This is a genomic window from Herbaspirillum sp. 1173, from assembly GCF_031455335.1.
GTDB classification, from domain to species: domain Bacteria; phylum Pseudomonadota; class Gammaproteobacteria; order Burkholderiales; family Burkholderiaceae_D; genus Herbaspirillum; species Herbaspirillum huttiense.
In genome coordinates, this window is the sequence record NZ_JAVDSP010000001.1 from 1,218,868 (window position 1) to 1,237,451 (window position 18,584).

15 protein-coding genes and 1 tRNA gene are annotated in these 18,584 nt (G+C 51.1%); 5 read left to right on the forward strand and 11 right to left on the reverse strand.

Going from position 1 to position 18,584, the window contains the following annotated elements:
- Nucleotides 1–66 precede the first annotated feature (66 nt).
- Nucleotides 67–156 (forward strand) — tRNA-Ser (locus J2X56_RS05560).
- A 118-nt stretch (nucleotides 157–274) separates the two neighbouring features.
- Nucleotides 275–2,185, forward strand: a complete 1,911-nt coding sequence (locus tag J2X56_RS05565; RefSeq protein WP_310158701.1) for a DUF6538 domain-containing protein — start codon at nucleotides 275–277, stop codon at nucleotides 2,183–2,185.
- 131 nt (nucleotides 2,186–2,316) lie between these two features.
- On the opposite strand, the gene J2X56_RS05570 is transcribed toward J2X56_RS05565, so the two are convergent.
- The 5 genes from J2X56_RS05570 to J2X56_RS05590 all read right to left on the reverse strand — a co-directional run bounded on the left by J2X56_RS05570 (nucleotide 2,317) and on the right by J2X56_RS05590 (nucleotide 5,725).
- Nucleotides 2,317–2,853 carry a hypothetical protein gene (locus J2X56_RS05570; protein ID WP_310158703.1) on the reverse strand — a complete coding sequence of 179 codons (537 nt, stop codon included), beginning with the start codon at nucleotides 2,851–2,853 and terminating at the stop codon, nucleotides 2,317–2,319.
- Between the two features lie 345 nt (nucleotides 2,854–3,198).
- A complete protein-coding gene (locus J2X56_RS05575) occupies nucleotides 3,199–3,741 on the reverse strand; it encodes a hypothetical protein (RefSeq protein ID WP_310158705.1) in 543 nt (180 codons plus the stop codon).
- Nucleotides 3,742–3,934: 193 nt separating this feature from the next.
- Nucleotides 3,935–4,258 carry a hypothetical protein gene (locus J2X56_RS05580; protein ID WP_310158707.1) on the reverse strand — a complete coding sequence of 108 codons (324 nt, stop codon included), beginning with the start codon at nucleotides 4,256–4,258 and terminating at the stop codon, nucleotides 3,935–3,937.
- A gap of 17 nt (nucleotides 4,259–4,275) precedes the next feature.
- Nucleotides 4,276–5,091, reverse strand: coding sequence for a hypothetical protein (locus J2X56_RS05585; RefSeq protein WP_310158709.1), 816 nt, complete (start codon nucleotides 5,089–5,091; stop codon nucleotides 4,276–4,278).
- A gap of 112 nt (nucleotides 5,092–5,203) precedes the next feature.
- Complete coding sequence (locus J2X56_RS05590) at nucleotides 5,204–5,725, reverse strand: hypothetical protein (protein WP_310158711.1); 522 nt, start codon at nucleotides 5,723–5,725, stop codon at nucleotides 5,204–5,206.
- Nucleotides 5,726–5,906: 181 nt separating this feature from the next.
- Between J2X56_RS05590 and J2X56_RS05595 the strand changes: the two genes are divergently transcribed.
- Entirely contained in the window at nucleotides 5,907–6,155 is a 249-nt protein-coding gene (locus tag J2X56_RS05595) for a helix-turn-helix transcriptional regulator (protein ID WP_310158713.1), read from the forward strand.
- A 35-nt stretch (nucleotides 6,156–6,190) separates the two neighbouring features.
- On the opposite strand, the gene J2X56_RS05600 is transcribed toward J2X56_RS05595, so the two are convergent.
- The 5 genes from J2X56_RS05600 to J2X56_RS05620 all read right to left on the reverse strand — a co-directional run bounded on the left by J2X56_RS05600 (nucleotide 6,191) and on the right by J2X56_RS05620 (nucleotide 13,986).
- Complete coding sequence (locus tag J2X56_RS05600) at nucleotides 6,191–6,769, reverse strand: SHOCT domain-containing protein (protein ID WP_310158715.1); 579 nt, start codon at nucleotides 6,767–6,769, stop codon at nucleotides 6,191–6,193.
- A 53-nt stretch (nucleotides 6,770–6,822) separates the two neighbouring features.
- A complete protein-coding gene (locus J2X56_RS05605) occupies nucleotides 6,823–7,470 on the reverse strand; it encodes a hypothetical protein (RefSeq protein WP_310158717.1) in 648 nt (215 codons plus the stop codon).
- Nucleotides 7,467–11,966, reverse strand: coding sequence for an AAA domain-containing protein (locus J2X56_RS05610; protein WP_310158719.1), 4,500 nt, complete (start codon nucleotides 11,964–11,966; stop codon nucleotides 7,467–7,469). The genes J2X56_RS05605 and J2X56_RS05610 overlap by 4 nt, the downstream gene beginning before the upstream one ends.
- Nucleotides 11,967–12,466: 500 nt before the next feature.
- On the reverse strand, nucleotides 12,467–13,738 hold the full coding sequence (locus tag J2X56_RS05615) for a phage/plasmid primase, P4 family (protein ID WP_310158720.1): 1,272 nt from the start codon (nucleotides 13,736–13,738) through the stop codon (nucleotides 12,467–12,469).
- Nucleotides 13,735–13,986: a helix-turn-helix domain-containing protein gene (locus J2X56_RS05620; protein ID WP_310158721.1), complete on the reverse strand. Its 252-nt coding sequence runs from the start codon at nucleotides 13,984–13,986 to the stop codon at nucleotides 13,735–13,737. The genes J2X56_RS05615 and J2X56_RS05620 overlap by 4 nt, the downstream gene beginning before the upstream one ends.
- 358 nt (nucleotides 13,987–14,344) lie before the next feature.
- Here J2X56_RS05620 and J2X56_RS05625 point away from each other — a divergent pair, with 358 nt between their 5' ends.
- Entirely contained in the window at nucleotides 14,345–15,271 is a 927-nt protein-coding gene (locus tag J2X56_RS05625; RefSeq protein WP_310158722.1) for a hypothetical protein, read from the forward strand.
- Between the two features lie 43 nt (nucleotides 15,272–15,314).
- Here the strand turns inward: J2X56_RS05625 and J2X56_RS05630 are convergent, their stop codons facing one another.
- A complete protein-coding gene (locus J2X56_RS05630; protein ID WP_310158725.1) occupies nucleotides 15,315–16,106 on the reverse strand; it encodes a replication-relaxation family protein in 792 nt (263 codons plus the stop codon).
- Nucleotides 16,107–17,110: 1,004 nt separating this feature from the next.
- Between J2X56_RS05630 and J2X56_RS05635 the strand changes: the two genes are divergently transcribed.
- Nucleotides 17,111–18,094, forward strand: a complete 984-nt coding sequence (locus J2X56_RS05635; RefSeq protein WP_310158728.1) for a hypothetical protein — start codon at nucleotides 17,111–17,113, stop codon at nucleotides 18,092–18,094.
- The last annotated feature ends 490 nt before the right edge of the window (nucleotides 18,095–18,584 follow it).

An 18,584-nucleotide genomic window follows, 5' to 3' on the forward strand; every position in this document is an offset into this window, starting at 1 on the left:
AAAGCAAGTGATGTGATGTATAATGCGGCCCTCGTGCGACGGGCAACATGCCCGGCTGCCACGCAAGGAGGTTTGGGTGAGTGGTTTAAACCAGCAGTCTTGAAAACTGCCGACGGGGTGACCCGTCCGTGAGTTCGAATCTCACAGCCTCCGCCAAGTTGCCGCAAGTCATTGTTTTAACGTAATATAAAGTACTTTTTTAATTGCGTTGGTACAAATGGCAGGCACAAAGCATAGGAAGCAGTTAGAGGCCCTTCACACCGAAAGGGGCCCGATGCCGCCGAATCTTAAGAAAAGTAAGACCGGTATCTACACTTACCGCAAAGTCCTACCTGCCGACGTCCGGCACGTCTTCGAAAACAAATCCGAAATCAAACGCTCCCTTGGCGACAACAGGGAGCAGGCTATGCTTGCCTACCATCGCATCGAGGCAGAAATTGGCCAGAAAATAGAGAACGCGCGTCAGCAGGCCGAGAGCGAGAAGAACTTTGAAGCCCATTTGCAAAAGCCCCGCTCCCAGCGCCAGCCGGTCCGCATCAAGGGCGATACTCCCAATTTGGGAGCGAGCATTGCTAAATGGACGATGGATGCAATGGCGGCTGAAATGCAAGCCCGCCGTGAAGGGACGTTTGATGACTATGAGGACGTTAATAAGCAAATCGAAACAAATGTCCCCATCATCAACAAAGCCCTCGCCACCGGGAAAGTAAAGCCATGGCGCTCGCAAATTGAACTGTGGTTGGCAGGAAAAGGGTACTACCTTGACGCTACGGAAGCGCAAGTACAAACGCTTACCATCGAATATCTTCGGTTGTTGAAGAAGGCTTATGAAGTGCTGGCCTTAAGGCAACAGGGTGAGGATGTTGAATTTGAGGTAATCCTTCCTGAAGGCCCTCTCCTGCGCCCCGTCTGGGAGCCCAAGGAAGTATATATGGCGCCTCTCTCCTCGCAGCCCCGTTCGCCAAAGCTATCTGACGTTATCCCTTTGTACGAGAAGCATCTGAGTATCGTCCAACGCAAAACACGTACAACGCGTCTTTCGTGGTGGCGCCGGCTTGTCGATTTCTGTGACGACAAGCCTATCCAGGAAGTCACTAAAACAGATATCTACGCTTTCTTCGAAACCCGCCTCAAGGCTTCAGGCGATGACAATTGGACGATGGATACGAACAGCAAGGTCAAACGAGAATTCATTTTCGTGTTTTCCTTGGCTGATGCGCACGGCATTACCAATGAGAATCCCGCCAGTGCGCTCCGTGCTATGCCCCAAATTTCCGCCGAAGATGAAAAGAAACGGCGGAAGCCTCGCTATCCATTCACAGACGAGAAACTGAACACTATCTTTGCATCTGAGTGGTATGACCCTGACTCGGAAAAGATGCGCGGGCGTATGAAATGGGACTTGGCAGCACGATACTGGATTCCACTGATTTGCCTCCATCACGGTCTACGGGTCCGAGAAGCGACTCAGATATGCGTGCACGACATTATCTTTGCCGCGTACCCTCTTCTTGCAATTCAAACGGATGAGGAAACCGGGGAGCCTACGACTCAGAGTAATCTGCTCCCTATGCGCAGCCTCAAGAACGAGGCGACAAAGCGGACCGTCCCAATTCATCCTAAGCTGGTAGAGCTCGGATTTATGGAACTGGTTCAAGAAGCCTTATTGCGCGGCCCCAATGCACCACTGTTCTTATCATCTCTCCCTGACGTGAAAGAAGAAGACACAGAGGAAAAAAATGGGGAAACGTCAGCCGAAGATGAAGTGGAAGCAATGTGGGGACGCGCTTTCGAGCAAAGCTTTGTACGATACGTCCGTGACAAGCTTGGTTTCGGAAGCGGCTATGGAACACATAGTTTCCGCCATACCCTCGAAGACTGCCTTCGCAACATTCAGCTCGCACCAGGAGGCGTCTGGCCAGCTGGCTTGGGCCAATATTATTCCGGACGCAAGGTACCCGGAGACCATGACCGAGGCTTCTTCAGAAACATTGGAAGTGAGCAGCACTACGGGGACGGCTTTAATCCCGAACTGGTGATGCCATTTGTGGAAAAGGTGCAGTACGACAAAGTCAAACTGCCTCGCCCGTATGCTCAGTGGCTTAATGGCCGTCCGTCAGTTGACGGCCGTTTGATTGCGATTCTGGACCGGGACTACGGTACCGCGTGGAGAAAACATCCGTAACCCCCTTTTTGTCCCGATTGAAATGAAAAAGGCGCCTTCGGGCGCCTTTTTCGCATTTATGTCTGACAAATCACAGCGATAGAAAATTACTCAAATTTATTCGTCAACAAGAATTCGCGAATTCTCTTTGCTTAATAACTACTTGCCAGTGCAGGAATCTGTCCAAGAACAAAAGTGCGGTCATGCCCTCGCATTATTGTAGAGACGAATGCACTAAGCACCGCCAGCAACTGGTTGAATGTCTTTTCAAATTCTTCCTCTCGCTCCAACTGCCATTGAGCCTCTACCGAAGGAAAAACCGAATTTGGATTAGGGCGACCGTGGCACTCCAAATCATAGAATTCGTTGTAGCGTCGTATTAACGGAGCTCCAGGCCACTGCGAAAACGCCTCATGGTACGCGTTGCTGCAAATCCCCAGCACGTAGTCCATCTCTGGCGCCCCGGCCTTCCAATAACCGTACAAGCCGTCTGGTGGGGCAATATCGCCTTCAACACCTAGCTCTCGCATCTTTTGAACCGCCATCGGGTGAAGGTCATACCGTGGACTGATGCCAGCTCGATATACCTCCATGTGCCCCTTACTGAGGATTCGAACCAATGCAGCAGCGAGCGGGCCGCGCGCCGAGTCACCCCGGCTCAAAATCAAAACTTTATGGACCTTATCCATTTTTCACCTCTTTCAGTTTGAGGTGACCGCGAAATGCGGTCACTCCTCTACCGAGGTATAGGCAAAATTGTGTGTGATGATTGTTCTTAGGGGAGCTCCGCAGTCGGGATAGCCGTTGGGAAATCAGCCAAAGCCGACAGCATTACCTCTTCGCAGGAAGTGGATTGGCACAAGTCCAGTGCCACATAGCGGGAGGTTATGACCTCTTGTAATTCGGGGAAGTGAAGAATGAAAAGGCGCCATGAGGCGCCTTTTCATAGAGTATGTTCTGATTAAGGAACTAGAACGCTTGCACAGGACGCTACCAGAAAAAATCCGTGGGGTACACTTTCAAATATCGTGGCCTTAAAGGTCTGCAATCACTGGCAGCTCGGCGGGCACAAATTCTCGCCCATCCACCATAGTCATCACTGTGACAACATATTCAGTGATATCCCGTATCATCTCCTCAAGAACTTCGTAAAAGATAGGCAGATTGGGCCAGTCATTGATATCGATATCAACAGCTGCTTGCCCGTCATTGTCCCATACCTGAAATGGCGGCTCCAATTCCCGAAAAGAGCTGTAACGACTATATCGCGCTTCGCCAGGCCAATTGCCGAAGGTTAGTCTAGCCACCTCACCGCAAACACCGTAGATAAAGTCGGCTTGCTGGCCCCGGAGTTGCCAATGGTCGTAGATATTCGACGGCCCATTGCTCTCCTTCTTTTCATATCCAATTGAATCCATCAATTCCTTCGCATACGGATGGACCAAGTGCGTCGGAACAATTGAGGCATTGAACGGCCTTATTCGTCCCTTACTTAAAACACTCATCAACGCTTCAGCAATTGGCCCTCGCGCCGAACCATTCATGCACACAATCAGCACATCCACAATCTCATCCATTTTTGACCTTTCTCCAGTTAGGTGGCCACGAAATGTGGCCAACGCCTCTGGAGAGGTATAGGAAGAGGTGAGTATGATGATTCTCCTCGATAGCGATGGCGCTATAGCAGGAACGTGCTCGGGCGAGGCCGAATAGATACCGCTAGAAAGTCTCAAATCAGAACAGCCGTCGGAATCGCGGCTAGAACATCAACTACGGCAGACCGGATTGCCTCTCTGCGCGAAAAGACTGACGCGTAAATTCCATTACAACTTTCCCTTCCGGGCCAATACCAACTAAAGCATTAATGCAGCCCGCAGCGCAAAGTCGCTCCGTAATGTCCTGAAGACTCAAGTCGTCTGCGTACAGCTTGAACGCCAAAGTGAATTTGAATTCCGCCATTGCAGCTTTAGCTTGAGCAATGAGCCTTCTGGACTCAGCTTGTAGCGCAAACGCGTCTTCCGGTTCGAATCCCAAGTCAGCGAACACATTGCCGCCAACTTGGGTCACATGGCTGGATTTGGTATCAGACAGCATCGCAGATTTGGATTTTATTACTGCCCCACGTACTGCCCGTTAGAGAAGCGACATGTAGCACTCGGCCCATACAAGGAATCAAGGCGCAGGTATTGTTGACCAATCATCGTCTGGACACCGACCAACGGCAATCTGATGTCGAAAATGGTTCCGCAATTGGTCTCACTGCCAATTCGAACAGTCTTTTGAAGCTGCGACGTCTCGTCGGCAATCTTCTTCGCCTTAGCCGCAGCAATACGTTCCCGCTCGTCCTTAATGGCCTTGAGATTTCCTGCCCGAACCGCTGCCACCTGCTGCACGCGCTCCGCAAGCTTCTTTCGGTCTGCGTCACTCAGAACCTCTGTCTTCCCGCTCCACATGGCCGGCAACTCACGGCGTGCGTCACCCAACTTGCCATCCGCTCCCAGCGGAACAGTTGAAGTGAGGTTGCTGAGCGCTCCCTCGGTCAGAAAAACAAAGCTCATGCTGCCACCACTGCCACTAACCTTTTGTCGGTAAGAGCAATACTTCAATGCCCTATCGCACGAGAACCAAGCCGGCCCCGGCCTACCAGGCAGTATATAGTTCACGACCGAGGTATTCGTCCTACCGTCCTTAAACAGCACCGTCAGCTCTGTCTCACCGCTGATTTTGCGAGGCTTGCCTGTGATGCTCACAAGGTCCCTGGCATTGTAGAGCTGCCCGTCCAGTTCGAGCGCGGTTATCCAGTCGCGGTCATCCGACCAGGCCCAGGCGGCAACCCCAGAGTCTCCGCTGAATTTGAACGCAACGGAGTTATCGTCATAGACCTTTAAAGTGGTAAGCCGCTGGGCTTCTTTCTGCTCATCGGTCAATTTCGGAGTTCGAGGTGTGGTACTACACGCAGCCAGGGACAATGCGACCGTGGCCGCAGCGAGGATTACGATTGATTTCATAGTCATAGTTTTAATATGCGATGTCCGAGCGCTATTCAGATGGTGTGTCGGAAGGCTGAACGAGGGGTGTTCGTTGAGCTGCCCCTGTGAAAGTGAAGTCGACAAAGGCTCTAACCTTTTCATCGTGCTGCGCCACGCGGTCGATTCGGGCCTGAACCTGCTCCAGCCATTTAGGCCGGTCTTCGACCTTCATACTCAATAGGTCTTCTGCAGTGACCTGATGCTTTTCCAAAAACACCCCAGGGTTGCGCCATTTTTCGCTCACGCGATAAATCACCTCATCCGGCTTCCCAGGGCAGATTTTCCGATTCCAGATGAATGCCTGGCCAGCCACCTTGTCTGGTTCGGGTGGCAAAACAGTTTCTATCTCACCATTCTTGACGGTCTCAGGCCAATCCCTAGCATACGGAACCATGACTCCCTGGAAGTGGCACTTGCTATCGTCCCGCCACCACTCGCGATGGGCGCTGACCACTGTGGCCACATCCTTTAATTCCCTGGTTCGCTGTACCTCGTAGTCCGCATCGGAATACAAAGTGATGTTGGCGAGCATGGTGCTTCCCAAGACCACGCCATTCAACACATTCAGTACATCTAGCATTCACACCACCCCTATGTTTTGCTCTATTGGCAACATGGAAATTATCTAAGCAACATTCAATATTCCCGCTATAGCGGGAAGACTAAAGAGTACCACGGGGCAAGTATTTCTCCTACTACAGCGGGAGAAATCGATGACGCAATTGCAAGCAGAAGAAGTGGCAGAAGCTGCCGGGAAAGTGCTCAGGCGGCTCCGGAAAGAGGCGGGTTTATCACAAGAGAAATTGGGATTTAAGGCGACAATTCAGCGGAATTTTGTTTCTGAAATTGAATTGGGGCAAAAACAACCGTCTCTGTTCACGGTTTTCAAAGTTGCCTATGCACTTGACTTGGACCCTCAAGACTTTATGCGTCTTGTCCAGGAAGAATTAAAGAAGATGTAAGTTGGTCTCCGACAACTGCGGAGACCGTTCTACATCTACTTATTGAGGAGTTTATTGCGCGCGTCACTATATTCTTCTTCTGTAATGTGCCCCTCCTCTCGCAGCTTCGCCCATTTCAAAAGTTCGTCTGCTACTGAAAACGATGCCAGCTTCTCGGCATGCACAACCTTTGTTGAAGGATTTTTAACTAATGTAGCTAACGGCTTTTCTTTCGTTGCAAATATCCCATTCCGAGCAACCCATTCTTGGTGTGCCTCAAGCGGCCGCCAATACAGACGGTCCAGGATGCAGTAATAGAAGAGTGAAAGCGCTAGAAAAAATACTTCCGCTATCACCAAGCTATCGTAGTCATACGGCTTCTCATTGCCGAAAGTGCCCGTCGCAATAAGTAATATGACCACCACAACAATCATAATCAAAACAACGTATCCCTTCGCTATTTTGACTGTAGTCCTAATGTAAGAAAAATCTCCACTTCGCCTCATCATAAACACGCCGAATAGCAAAAAAAACACCGGCAATATCCCAACAAACAGCGGCAAGGTCGGAATCATCAATAACGAGAAAAGTACAATTTTGCTTTGGTCTCCACTCGACAGAGCTTTGTTTTCCATATGATTTCCTTTGAACCCAAAAAGCGTATAACGCTTACAATCGACAAGCCAATTCAGTGCCGAGCTTGCATATGTTTAGCCAATAATAAATAAGAGCTTGATATTTCCTTCAGCACCTTTTGGGCGGTCTCCGCTGAAATTCCCGAACCTGGCCGATATCTAAACACCTGTGCACGCCGCGCCGCCTCGATGTCGCTCCACGAAGCATCAATTGGCAACCCGAAGAAATTAAGTGCCTGGCGTACATCAGAGGGGACCGCTACTTCTTCGTCAGAAGCCTCCCCCTTTGACACCTGCAAAGCCGGCTTTGGCCGTGCGCTCGCCTGCGAGTTCCCAATCGCACCACGCTCACTCGTTGGGAATGACGGCACATTCTGCGTCTTTAACAACTCTAACAACTTCTTAGATTTACCAGAATTTCTGGTCTCAAGAACTGAAATTAGTGAAGTTCTCACGTCCTTCAAATCAAGAAATGATGCGTATAAAATCTCCAATTCCGGTAGCAAAAGAGATTGAAACAACCGGCCCGACGCATTCATCGCCAACACCTCTAAAACACGCTTGTTCAGCACGACGGCTTTCGGAGTATTCCGGTGGCGAAGTTCTTTAACCAACTCCAACGCGACTGCCACATCGCCATTTGCCGCGTCGAATTTCTCTATGAGGTCAACAATCGAGAGACTGAGCAAAGGACGGTTCATGCTGCAGCTGCCCCTTTCCCTTCCTGTTGGTCGTCATTCGCTGATTCAAGTGCGGCCGATGCTATTGGGTCGATAACGCGACGTTCAACGTACTTTGTATTGTCGACATCTTCAGCACCTATTGCATCAATGCCCATTCGTTCCATCGTTGCAAAGAGGTCTGCGAGAACTTCATCTTTTCTCATGTAGTAACTGGACGCAAAACATCTCCAGAACGTCCAGCCGGCGCGCTCCAAAATGCGCTGGCGTGTCATATCATCAAGCCACTGACCTGGTCCGTGGAAACGGTCACCATCGAGCTCAATCGCCAATCTACGGTCCTCTGCGCCCTCAACCACAAAATCGATTTTGTAACCTCCGACTTTAACCTGCGGCTTGACGCGATACCCCTTCTCTGTAAGCACGTCGTATACCTCGCGTTCAAAGCCTGAATCACAGAGTTCACGCAAATTGCTCAATTCTTGGGCGTCTTGCTTAAACGGTGCAGCAAAATGTCGAATGAGCTTTGCGCGCAGGTCTTCGGGCTTCATATCAGCCTCATCGACCGACCGGAAGAGCATCATGCGTTCTCGGGCTCGAGAGGCGGCCACGTTATAGCGTTGTTCGAATGTCGCAGCGCTGCTTGTCGCTCTGTCTCCTTTCGCGGACACCATGGATAAAAGCATGATGTCTCGCTCGCCACCTTGGAAAGTAGGAGGCGTCCCCACCATAATCTGTCGCTCGAGGATTTCACTCATGGGAATCCGCTGATGCACAAGGTCATGGATATGGGCGGCTTGAGCGGTGCCCTGCAAGGTTACTATGCCAATACTTCGCCCCGACAGCGTGGGGTCTCCAATAATGCGTTCGATTTCATCAACTATTGCGTCTGCCTCCGGCGGATTCAAATCCCCTTTTCTATAGCCGCTCTTCACATACACATCAATCAGCGGTGGGTCGAGACGCTCTGAACGGCGAGGAATTCGCATTGGTCGAATTTCATGCTGATAGAACTCTCGTTTGGAGAATTCGATAATCGCGGGAACACAACGGAAATGCTCCTTTAACATGGTCGAGTTCCCAGCGAAAACAACTCGCGCCAAGTCATAAATGGACTTATCGGGAGTCATTTCAGAGCCGTGAGGCTGGCTGGCCAGGAAGCGGTGGTGCAGCTCCTTAATCTTCTCTTCCGCCATCCCGACAGCTCCTGGAGAGACCTGCTTATGGTCTCCTACGATAAGGAGTTTTTTTCCTCTCAATAGCACCGGGAAGGCCCAAATGTCTGACTGCGAAGACTCGTCAACAATAACCAGGTCGAAAAGACCTAATTCAGCTGGGATGCTTTCTGAAACACGCCACTGAGGCATGACCCAACAAGGCACTGCAGAGTAAGCACGAGTCATCGCTTCTCGAGCATTCCGTCGATGGCGGATTGCTCGAATACCCGTACCACTCCCTACCGATTGAATCGAATTCAGATATTGTTGCAACGCCTGTTGCACCGATTCAGGGGAATTTTGATAGACGCCCAACCACGTCTTCGCGGCAATCAGTTCTTTGTAGACGCGACTGAGAGAGCGCTCAGTTTCATGCCGCTGAGCCTGCAGCTTTTTGAGCTCTTCGTGCACATCAATGCTATCCAAGAATGTTTTGGCGCAGCGCCAGAACCATGCTTCCAACCAATTTGATGGAGTCAAGAAATCCACTTCACCCATGGCAGCCTCTGTACGCAAACGGTCAGCCCACCGTGGCGCGCCAGCTCGTTCAACTTGGTCCGCCACTTCGGCAACCGTGTCCAACATTCCTCTAAGTTCGCGAACACGTCGCAGTTCCGCCAATTTATCTGTCCATTCGAGACTGATATATTCTGAAGTCCTTTCAGGATTTCCTAGTTCGTGGCGCAAAAATGCGTTTAACTCAATTGTAATAGCCCCATTCTTTTGCTCGAGCTTTGACAAATAGTCTGAAACTCGCAGAATGGCATAGTTAAGGCGATTTTTATCGAGATGTTGAGCAAGCGCTGAGAGCAGCACCTCGGCCCCTTCCTCACCAGCTACAAGCACTCGCTTACCAAATACAGACTCGACTTTGGCGGGCAACGCGCGTTCATATCCTTGGACAAACTCCTTGAGACGCGTCACTTTCTTGGCGACCTCATTTAGGCAACGTAAAGCTTGAAAGTCAGCATCCACATTTGGAAGGTCATATTCGGCAGCCACGGCATTCCATCGCGATACGAGTTGCCGAATATCCTTTCTTAGCTGGCAGGTTGCCGCAACAGCTTTCCACCCCTCAGCACCAGCGGGCTTGGCACCAGATACAGTTATCGAACCGAGAATGTCGCGCGCGTCTTTCTTTCCAAACGGAAGTGAGAAAGCACTTTTCCCTTGGATGAGACGACCTAAAGCTTCCATGAAATCGCTATTCGATTCAGCATTCGTTGGAAGCTCCACCGGGGCCGTCATGAGATTTTTCCGCTCGACCTCCAGAGCCTCCACTATCGCAATCAGTTCGCCAAGCTGTACTAGCACCACATCAGGCTGTGTCTCTTGATATGCCTTTGACAAATTAGAGACCCATGGCGCGTCATATGCATCAATTTCTGTTTGGAGTTCCAGATAGGACTCTAGGAAAGGAACCAGCTCCTGTGCCCTCATCAATGTCTCAGGAGTGGCATCAGTCAGCGGCAATGTAGCCCCCGCCTTAACCTGAGACTCAATCTGGCGAGCTCGTACCAAATCGTCGTGCAGTGCTGCCAACTCGGGGCCAGAGCAGAAGTCGTCAACAGATGGGAGCTTTGCTAGCAGATAGCCCAAATCGCCCTTGAGAGCGACGCGCGCACTGTGTGCATCTGCGATGATGTGCTCTGCAAACGGTACGTTCCCGTTTCGGACGGCGTCTAATGAATCATCCAGCCAATCAAAGTTATCTTCATTTTCCAGAACAAAATGCGCCAAGTCAGGAGGATTCATCTCCCGCCCATGCAACACAAACTTAGTCATATGCTGTCTCGCAAATTCCGCAATATTTGAATCTATCGCGGCGAGCTTGCGATGTAGCTCGTCCAACTGTTGTTCGGAGTTTTTGATGTCTTGTGCAACCCGTCCCGGTTGTAACGAGCTGACACGCGTGGCGATTTCTTGAATGGAGGCTTCAAACTGCTTCATGCCAGCCTTATCTTCCGAAAGCAGTGCGACGCAGAGCGGCCGAATCGACTCAGGAAGTTTTTCTTGAACAACTGAAAGAGCTGCCTCTCCCTTTGAAGTCACCAACACACGTTTGCCTTGCGCCAAGTAGTGACTGATAATGTTTGCAATCGTGTGCGTCTTGCCCGTCCCTGGCGGCCCTTGCACAACCGAACCATTTCCGGTTTCCAGCTGCTGAACGATAGCGACTTGCTCATCGTTATAGGGCATTGGAAAGTACAACTCCCGTACCCCGTCTGCTGAGCTACTTGATGACAAACCTCTAAAGAGAATCGGGTCAGGTGCCTTGACCTGTGCGCTACCACGTTCGACAAATCCACGAATAACGTCCGGCACCTCAGAGTTATCCTCTAACTTAGAAATAAGCCGCTCAATGTCTTGCAATAGAATATGCTCTGAGCGTTTCCTAGCGTAAAGCACCCAAGTATCGGTGACGCAGAGTTTCTCGGTCGCATCTGGCATGACACGGTCATCTGGCGTCAGGTAATGTCCATTCGCGTCAAGGTTGGCCACCGCATTCTTCAATACCCGCTCAAAAGTCAAAGAATCAAACGGAGTCAGGTTATTCGCCGCTGCTGCCTGGTCTGCCTTCCAAAAGCCCATTACGGCTGGAACTCCAGCATTCTCTATTTCGGCATAACAGTCCAACTCTAGCCTTGGCTCCATATCTCGCGGACGCACTTCAAGGGCATAGGTGCGGTTGTTCAGCGTCAAATCGCACAACTGAGTGATAAGGGGATGCTTGATAGTCCTGCCCTTACCTTCTGGCCGCCATACAGTGTGGCCAATACCCCAGACTAGCTCAATAGGCGTTTCAGCACCTTCTGTCGACATGTGCTGCTGAAGTGAAAATAGCTTTGTATAGACGGCCATCGTCTTTCGCCGCTCTTTTTCGACCAAAGCCCAAGGATTCCAAAGATGCGACACATACCAGTCAAAAAGCTCTCTGACCTCAGGGTGGTCCTGCAGCTTCAAAGTAAGAGCCACGGCATCCTTCTTATGGGAGGATTTCTCAGCAATTTCTGTACGCAGTTCTGGCTCTTTGCTGGGAGACTTCGAAAGTACGAGCCACTTCGCAAGCTTTTCTTCTGGCTGCGGTGGGTTGACTTCCATCAATCGCGGAACATGCAACCACACGTCGTCGCCATTTTCGACCTGATTGAACTCAAGCCCTGGAATTGCACGCATATCAGATTCGAGAGCGGCAAAGTATTCCGTGGGTACTGCAATTGGCGCGGTTTTGGTGAGCTTTTCAACGTGCTTGATGTAATCTAGCACTCCAATCACGGATGCATTTTGAGTTGCGGTCATTTTGTTATCTTTTTGATATTGACGAATGAGCCTCACACGTCGACGAGACGCCTAGCCCATCCGGTATATGTTCAAGAACTGCCCTGCGATGTCTCAACGCGCTCTACGCCCCTGCTCAGCGCCGCCTCCCATCGCTCCCATTGATACGCATACAATTGTAACGGCGATAATATTTTGGGGCAAAAAGCTGACATTGCGTCAGAAAAAAATATAACCGACTAGCCTAGAAGAGCGATTTGGGACAATTTCCACCGGAATATCGGGGCCAGCGTCGTGATGATGTAGTGCGTTGCTCTGCCCCCTGGCTGCCGCCGCGCAGCGTCACTTTATAGATGACCAAGATGACCAAGTAATTTTGAAAACCTGTTTTCTTCTCCCCCTTTAACCTAAATACGGTACGAAGGGAGAAAAAATAAGAGTTTAGAAAAATAGCTGGTCATCTTGGTCATCAAGAAAAGCGGCGCGTACACCGACACTTTTTGCAACCAGGGACTGTAGCCTTAATTTGCAGATAAGCGAATATTGCAGTCCCGTCTGTATCCCCCTGCTTGTTTGTGGCGACAGAACAATATTGCGCCACCGAGCACATCCGGGATACGTTTCCAAAATTGGGGGGATGCGACAGCAATCATCCCATTTGCTTTACACCAAGCGGCATAGTGCTCATAGACAACTACTTTTGACGTATCAATCACAGTCGACAACTCAATCTCCGCTTCTTTAACCCAAGCAGCAACGGAGTTAGTTTCTACCTTCGCACTTTCGCTTGCCCGTTGTATTGCGAAGGGTAATTGCTCGTCAAATCGACCTCGAGCAACTAAACGCATCAATCCCTCCAAAGCCCAATTCAATACGCCTGTAAGCTCGTGCTTGATAATACGTTTCGCTAGCAGCGAGTCCCGCTCGGCAGGGGGAATTACGACATCAAACGGTACGATATCCCAGCGACGCCAAAATCCTTGCGATTGGTCTGTCACCACAGGGATATGGTTGGCCAAGACCAAAAGTTTACCGGTGAGGCAAGTACTGATAGGGGCGCGGTACTTTATATCAATTGAGACCTTTTCCCCCGCGATAACTGATTTCAATATCTTTTCGTTGATACCCCGTAGCGGCGCTTCGTCACAGTAAAGTAGCGACGCGCCGACCATATCGGACATTGAGAATCCTTCCAGATTGTCTAGTTGCACAGCTGCTGTTCGAGCATGAAGTGCTTGCACAATATTCGCTAGCACACCCTTCCCGTTGGCTCCGCTTCCCAGCCATAAATGAGCCCTCTGATGTCGAGCGTCGGCAGTCAACGTGTACCCGACATATTCCTGTACGCGTTGACGTACTGCCTCATCGGGCAAGACTCGCGCAAGAAACCTTGAGAACTCTGTCGGTGCTGGTGCTCCGGCGTCATAACTGCAGTCCAGCACATACATCTGGCCGCACGCTTTGTCGTGCGGCTCCAAACGCATGATGGCATCTTCTATATGCAGGTAGCCATTCATTAAGGGAATGATGGTGCATTCCGCATCCGGAGTCTTCAGTGTTGGAAAATGGAGCAAAGCCGTTTCGTAAGCCGAACGTGCGTTGGAGGCAGACACAGGCCAGACGGTATCCTGACGCAACCATCGAAGTGCCTTTCTCTTAATGTCGTCCTCATGGACGGTTCTCCAGTGCGTTCCACACCAGTGCAGCATCTGCCCATCATGGACAGCGTAATCATTAGTCGCGTCAAGCTGCTCAGCGAACTCAATAGGGTTGAAGGGCGGAATCTTGCTCATTTTTGATGATTTTCTTGATACGAACGGCAGACGGCTGGAATCTGCTTAGCGTTTGGTGTGGATTTGGAAGTGCACTCGAACAGCTTTTGCTGTAGCCAGGTGTCAACATCCTCGCGTCGGAACCGTAGGAGTCGGCCGAGCTTAATGCTGGGCGGAAGGTCGTCACGATTGGAGTGACGGTTGTAGATGGTCTGCTCTGCGACCCCCAGCACTTTGGCCAGGTCGTGAGGAGAAAGAAGGGGAAGCACTTGTCTCGTTCCTATGTCATACAGTCATATGACTGCACTGAGTATAAGCACGCAACTTTTTTGGTGATTCTGCATAAATGCACTTAACTTGCAGGAACCATCAGTAAATTAAGGTAAGTATTTTTTTATCCCTGCTTCGGGAAGTTGGAGGCTTTGTAACCTGAGTGATGAGTTCCAGTGCCCGAATGGTTGTTGACAGGAAACAATTTCGGCGGATATGATTAATGCCCTCTAGCACTTAGATGCGACGGCACAGCTAATACTGTGATGGAATCCGTCCGTGCCCTTACGATTCGTTCCTCCCCCTGTCCTGGGCGAATCTCTTTGATAAAGTTCACCAACTCTCAAGGAGATTCTTTTGCCACGTCCCACGCACTTCTCGTCGCAGTCCAAACCCACATTTCAACTGATTCAAGGTGGTTTTCAAGATTTCTCCGAAGACGAATACACCGACGAAAAGTTAATCAGAACCAGTGCGACATGGCATGTGCGACAGTTTGATACTGTGAAAAAGGCACTACGTGCCGTGCTTGAGGCCCGCATTACACCGACGAAGTCCGTGGAAGCCGCATGTCATATGAATTTGGATATGCTCGATGAACATGAATCTCCGAGCCCCAGTGAATATCTGGCAGATACCCGCCTTATGCTAAGTGCCGGTCTTCAGAAATGCGGCGAATTCGAACTTCCTGCACATATCAAAATTTGCGATGTGAATTTGTTCCTAGCGACGTTTCCGCATCTGGCGAATGTAGTTCCGATTATGCTTGCCCATCAAGGAGTCCAGCCGTACACCAATGGCGAACCCGCCTCAGCAGACCCTATCGAAATTCCTGCGTATGAGTCGATGTCGCTGGGCCGATGGAAGCGACAGCACTGGTTCCCCACAGGCCGTCATCCCATGGTTGCGCTCGGACACCACAAGAGTGTTGAGGAGGCCCTATCGACGGTTCTGAAAGCGAAACTACATCCGACGCTCACGGTAGAGGCTGCGTCAAATTTGCCACGTCCATCTGGAAGACGAGGTAAATACGTCACCCCCGAAATGCAGCAAGCACAAAGATGCATGCTGATGGCCGCAGGTTTGAATGTGGAGACCAGCGGAAAACTTCCACCCGGAATTGTTCTTACGAATCCGGATGCATTTGTTCGTAAATTTCCCCATCTGGAGATTCTGGTGGGAGTGATGGTTGCTTACGGAGGAGTGCAACCTTACACTGGCGGCCAGCCTCGAAGGCCTGAACCTAAAGGAGTGAGGAAGCAACGAAAGGCTATAGCCGCATGAAGAAAATGGCAGCCCTCGGACTGCCATTTTCTCAGCAAAGGCATCAGACGGCGACAGGCAATAGCTCTAAAACCTCGGCATCCAGCAGGAAGACTTTGATGTGCTTTTCCAAAATCCGTGAATCCAGCTCCTTCACTTGGAGCGGCAAGCCGGAATCTGAAGGGTGCGATAACATTCGCCGAAGTCGGTCACCGATACTTTTGGCGCCAGGGCGAGTGATGATGAAATACAGGGTGCGCACCTGTCCTGGAGTTCGAAACACAGAGCGCATGAACGCGTGCAACTTCCGCATATCCTTATCGCTACGCCAGCTATTTTCGACCTCGACCCATATTAATCCGCCGTCGTGCAATTGCATGACGACATCGGGAATCTTCGACGTCGACTTGCCTTCGAATTGAAACTGGTACTCTGTGAGGGGAGAACTTCGATTTCGAATCTCGATTTCAGACCACCCACCCGGTTCGGGTATCAACCCGCACAAAGCCGCATAGACGCTGTTGCACGCAGTTCGATGACCATGCGCATGACGCAGCCAATCCCTCGCATGCGCCTTTCCCCCAACCATAGGCTCGCCGTGTTCCGCTAACCATGCCGCCCCTTTGGCGGTAAGTGCAACGAGCGTCTCTCCAGCAACGCTATCACCTTCTCGCCGAGTCACCACCAGGCGTTCCTTTTGCAGCCATTGAATCGTCCGCAGCATCATCTTGCGCGTAGACATCGAACACAGTCGATGCACAATGCGCGCAAGCTGCCGTGTAGTCGCGTAGCCCAGATGTGCCAGCGTCATCAATGCATGTACCCGATATACCTGCCCTTGGTCTCTTTTGTTCATCGCGTTCTCTAAAGTGATATGTGTATCTGTATAGAGAAACGCGCGGAAACATATATGCACCCATAGCCTTGGTAACGTCTCCGACGTTACCCTTCGCCCCCTATCGGAGGCTGCTCGGGAGATAAATCTCCCTTGCGTGACAGCGTCTTTTTTTTAACGGGCTGGACGCCCTAAAAAAGACTCGGCCCTAGTGGGCCGTGTCACTGCGGCCCCAAGCTGCGCTCGGGCAACCGGCTACAGCCAGCCCTCCACCAGAGGTGTCGCGGCCCTTTGGGCTCACCTCCCTCCCATCCACCGGCAAGCCGGCGGCGGGGCCCGGGTCGGCGCCGGTCTGTACCCGGTTGCCCGACCGCAGTCGGGGCCGTGGGACTATCGTCCCCCCAAGACCAGGTCGTCGCTTGGGCGACTAGCCGGTGAGGCCGGCTCCCTGGTCTTGGCTCCCCCCTAAGTGCATGCTGGCCGTGGGCGGCCGGCACCCCTCCGCGCGAGAGCGCTCCGGGTCCCTTCGGGTGCGCGCGAATCAACCGGCTCTCGCATGGTGCAGTGACTTCGAGACGTTTGGAAAGTCGTCTCAACTCAAACCACGCCTACTCGTCACTGCTATCTGGGACACCATCACAATAACACCGCCTCCGTGTACCGCAGATACAACAACTCGTATACCGTTAAATTCGCCCTTTGCCAACTGCGCAGATAAAGCTGTTGCCCGCTGACAGATTCAATTGTTAACGTTAGGCAATGCGCTATTTATTTCATCTTCCGCGACGCCAAATATATGGAAGCGACATTACAAAATCATCCCGCCTGGCTTGCAAAAGTCAACACAGTTTGCATACGCACCACCATACCTTGCGAACAGCGTCAACAGCCGCCAAGACATGGTGACAATGAACTGTACGAACAAGCATTGCTTAGTGACGCAATCGAAATATTGGCGGACCAGTTAGGCGCTGAGCTGGCCGGGAAACAGACCGGCCGAGAGATAGACAAAGATGTGAATAGCAATGAAGCAAATTAGCGTTTATACGATGCGCTTTCCAAATCGCCATTCACTGATAAGCGGACTTACATCACTCTTCACGGTTCTTCTATTGATGATTGCACAGCACGCTTGGGCAAACATCAAAATCGCTAATCAGATTGTGGGGAAATCGACATTAGAGGATGGTGCCAAGTTACCGCCAAAGAGCTTCAGCATCGAGAAAGCCGCAGTCGACTATTCTGGTGGTGAGGCTCTATGGGTAGAAGGACCAATCGTAGGCAATATGAAAGGCTCCGCCATCCTGCTGTACGACGCGAAAAAGAGGCTTACAGCCGTGTTCATATGGGCGAGCAACTCGCCAACGGAGATGCTGAAGAGACTAGCGAAGTCATCTCGTGCCAAGTCTCAAAAAGACAAGTCTTTCAATGTGGGCGACTGGCACATGCGAATTGAAGGCGGTGACCAAGACAAGTTCATTGCAATTAGCACCCCATCGTTCGACGCGCAATTACTTAGAGATGCTCAAAAGCGCAAAGACGAGCGAAATCTGACGCAACGACTGACTCTTATTGCGAGCATTGCCGCTGGCACCATCGCCACGTTTTTCATCTATTTGATATTACGGATGAAGAAAAGGAACAAAGGGTGGGCTCCTCGGAACACCACGATGTACTTAGAAAAGAAGAGGCCTAACTCAATGAAATCAACTCAACCAGCGAGACTGCTGCCCGCCTCAAGCGGGGCAGCAATCTTAGCGACAGCTACCAGCATCTCATACCGTAATGCACCGGAAGAGATAAGTGCAAACTACACTCCAAGTATTAAGCAGAGCGCTATCAAAGCGTACGACCATGCAATTTATGAATCGGAGTCGGATACGTCATCTAGCGTCGATAGCTATGATTATTGGGAACCAGCCGTCAATTGTGCAAACGGTATGCCAATGCACAATGGTGTCGATATATACGGAAATTTCTACGGGTCGAATTTTAATGACCCTTGGTAAGGAAATATAAAACGCTGCAGGGGCAGCCTACGTATGCTGCCCCCCTTATGAGCGCAACCCCGGCATGACCGACTGACCGGAAATCATGCGTTGAGACGGGTTGTGAGTTAGTCTTGTATGCCGAGTCCACACCAGGATGACAGCACTTCTCGAGTTGGGCTAATCATCCATTTATGTATAGGGCTACTCTAGCACCATGATTTGATGCACTAGGGGTGCCGGCAATCAACAGACTCGGCAATTACTGGCTGCTGCTAAAAAAACTGCACAGCCTTTCGAGTCGCCCAATACACGTCATCCTGGACGGGTTGGGCCGAAAGAGGCAGGTCCGCCACCGGCACCAGTTTCAGCCGCACCAGCCAGTATTACCCGGCATGCAGCTAAGGCGGTGTACACGAGGTTGGCGCCCCTTGCGTGTCTTTCGACATGTGTGTGATTTACAGTTGGCGGTCTGCCCGCAGCCCCCCCCTAGAACGGTCTATAGGGCTCG

What these genes read in the sequence shown, in the direction of transcription:
- J2X56_RS05565 (WP_310158701.1), top strand. Translation starts at nt 275, where the DNA reads ATGCCGCCGAATCTTAAGAAAAGTAAGACCGGTATCTACACTTACCGC.
- J2X56_RS05570 (WP_310158703.1), bottom strand. Translation starts at nt 2,853, where the DNA reads ATGGATAAGGTCCATAAAGTTTTGATTTTGAGCCGGGGTGACTCGGCG.
- J2X56_RS05575 (WP_310158705.1), bottom strand. Translation starts at nt 3,741, where the DNA reads ATGGATGAGATTGTGGATGTGCTGATTGTGTGCATGAATGGTTCGGCG.
- J2X56_RS05580 (WP_310158707.1), bottom strand. Translation starts at nt 4,258, where the DNA reads ATGCTGTCTGATACCAAATCCAGCCATGTGACCCAAGTTGGCGGCAAT.
- J2X56_RS05590 (WP_310158711.1), bottom strand. Translation starts at nt 5,725, where the DNA reads ATGCTCGCCAACATCACTTTGTATTCCGATGCGGACTACGAGGTACAG.
- J2X56_RS05595 (WP_310158713.1), top strand. Translation starts at nt 5,907, where the DNA reads ATGACGCAATTGCAAGCAGAAGAAGTGGCAGAAGCTGCCGGGAAAGTG.
- J2X56_RS05600 (WP_310158715.1), bottom strand. Translation starts at nt 6,769, where the DNA reads ATGGAAAACAAAGCTCTGTCGAGTGGAGACCAAAGCAAAATTGTACTT.
- J2X56_RS05605 (WP_310158717.1), bottom strand. Translation starts at nt 7,470, where the DNA reads ATGAACCGTCCTTTGCTCAGTCTCTCGATTGTTGACCTCATAGAGAAA.
- J2X56_RS05610 (WP_310158719.1), bottom strand. Translation starts at nt 11,966, where the DNA reads ATGACCGCAACTCAAAATGCATCCGTGATTGGAGTGCTAGATTACATC.
- J2X56_RS05615 (WP_310158720.1), bottom strand. Translation starts at nt 13,738, where the DNA reads ATGAGCAAGATTCCGCCCTTCAACCCTATTGAGTTCGCTGAGCAGCTT.
- J2X56_RS05630 (WP_310158725.1), bottom strand. Translation starts at nt 16,106, where the DNA reads ATGAACAAAAGAGACCAAGGGCAGGTATATCGGGTACATGCATTGATG.
- J2X56_RS05635 (WP_310158728.1), top strand. Translation starts at nt 17,111, where the DNA reads ATGAAGCAAATTAGCGTTTATACGATGCGCTTTCCAAATCGCCATTCA.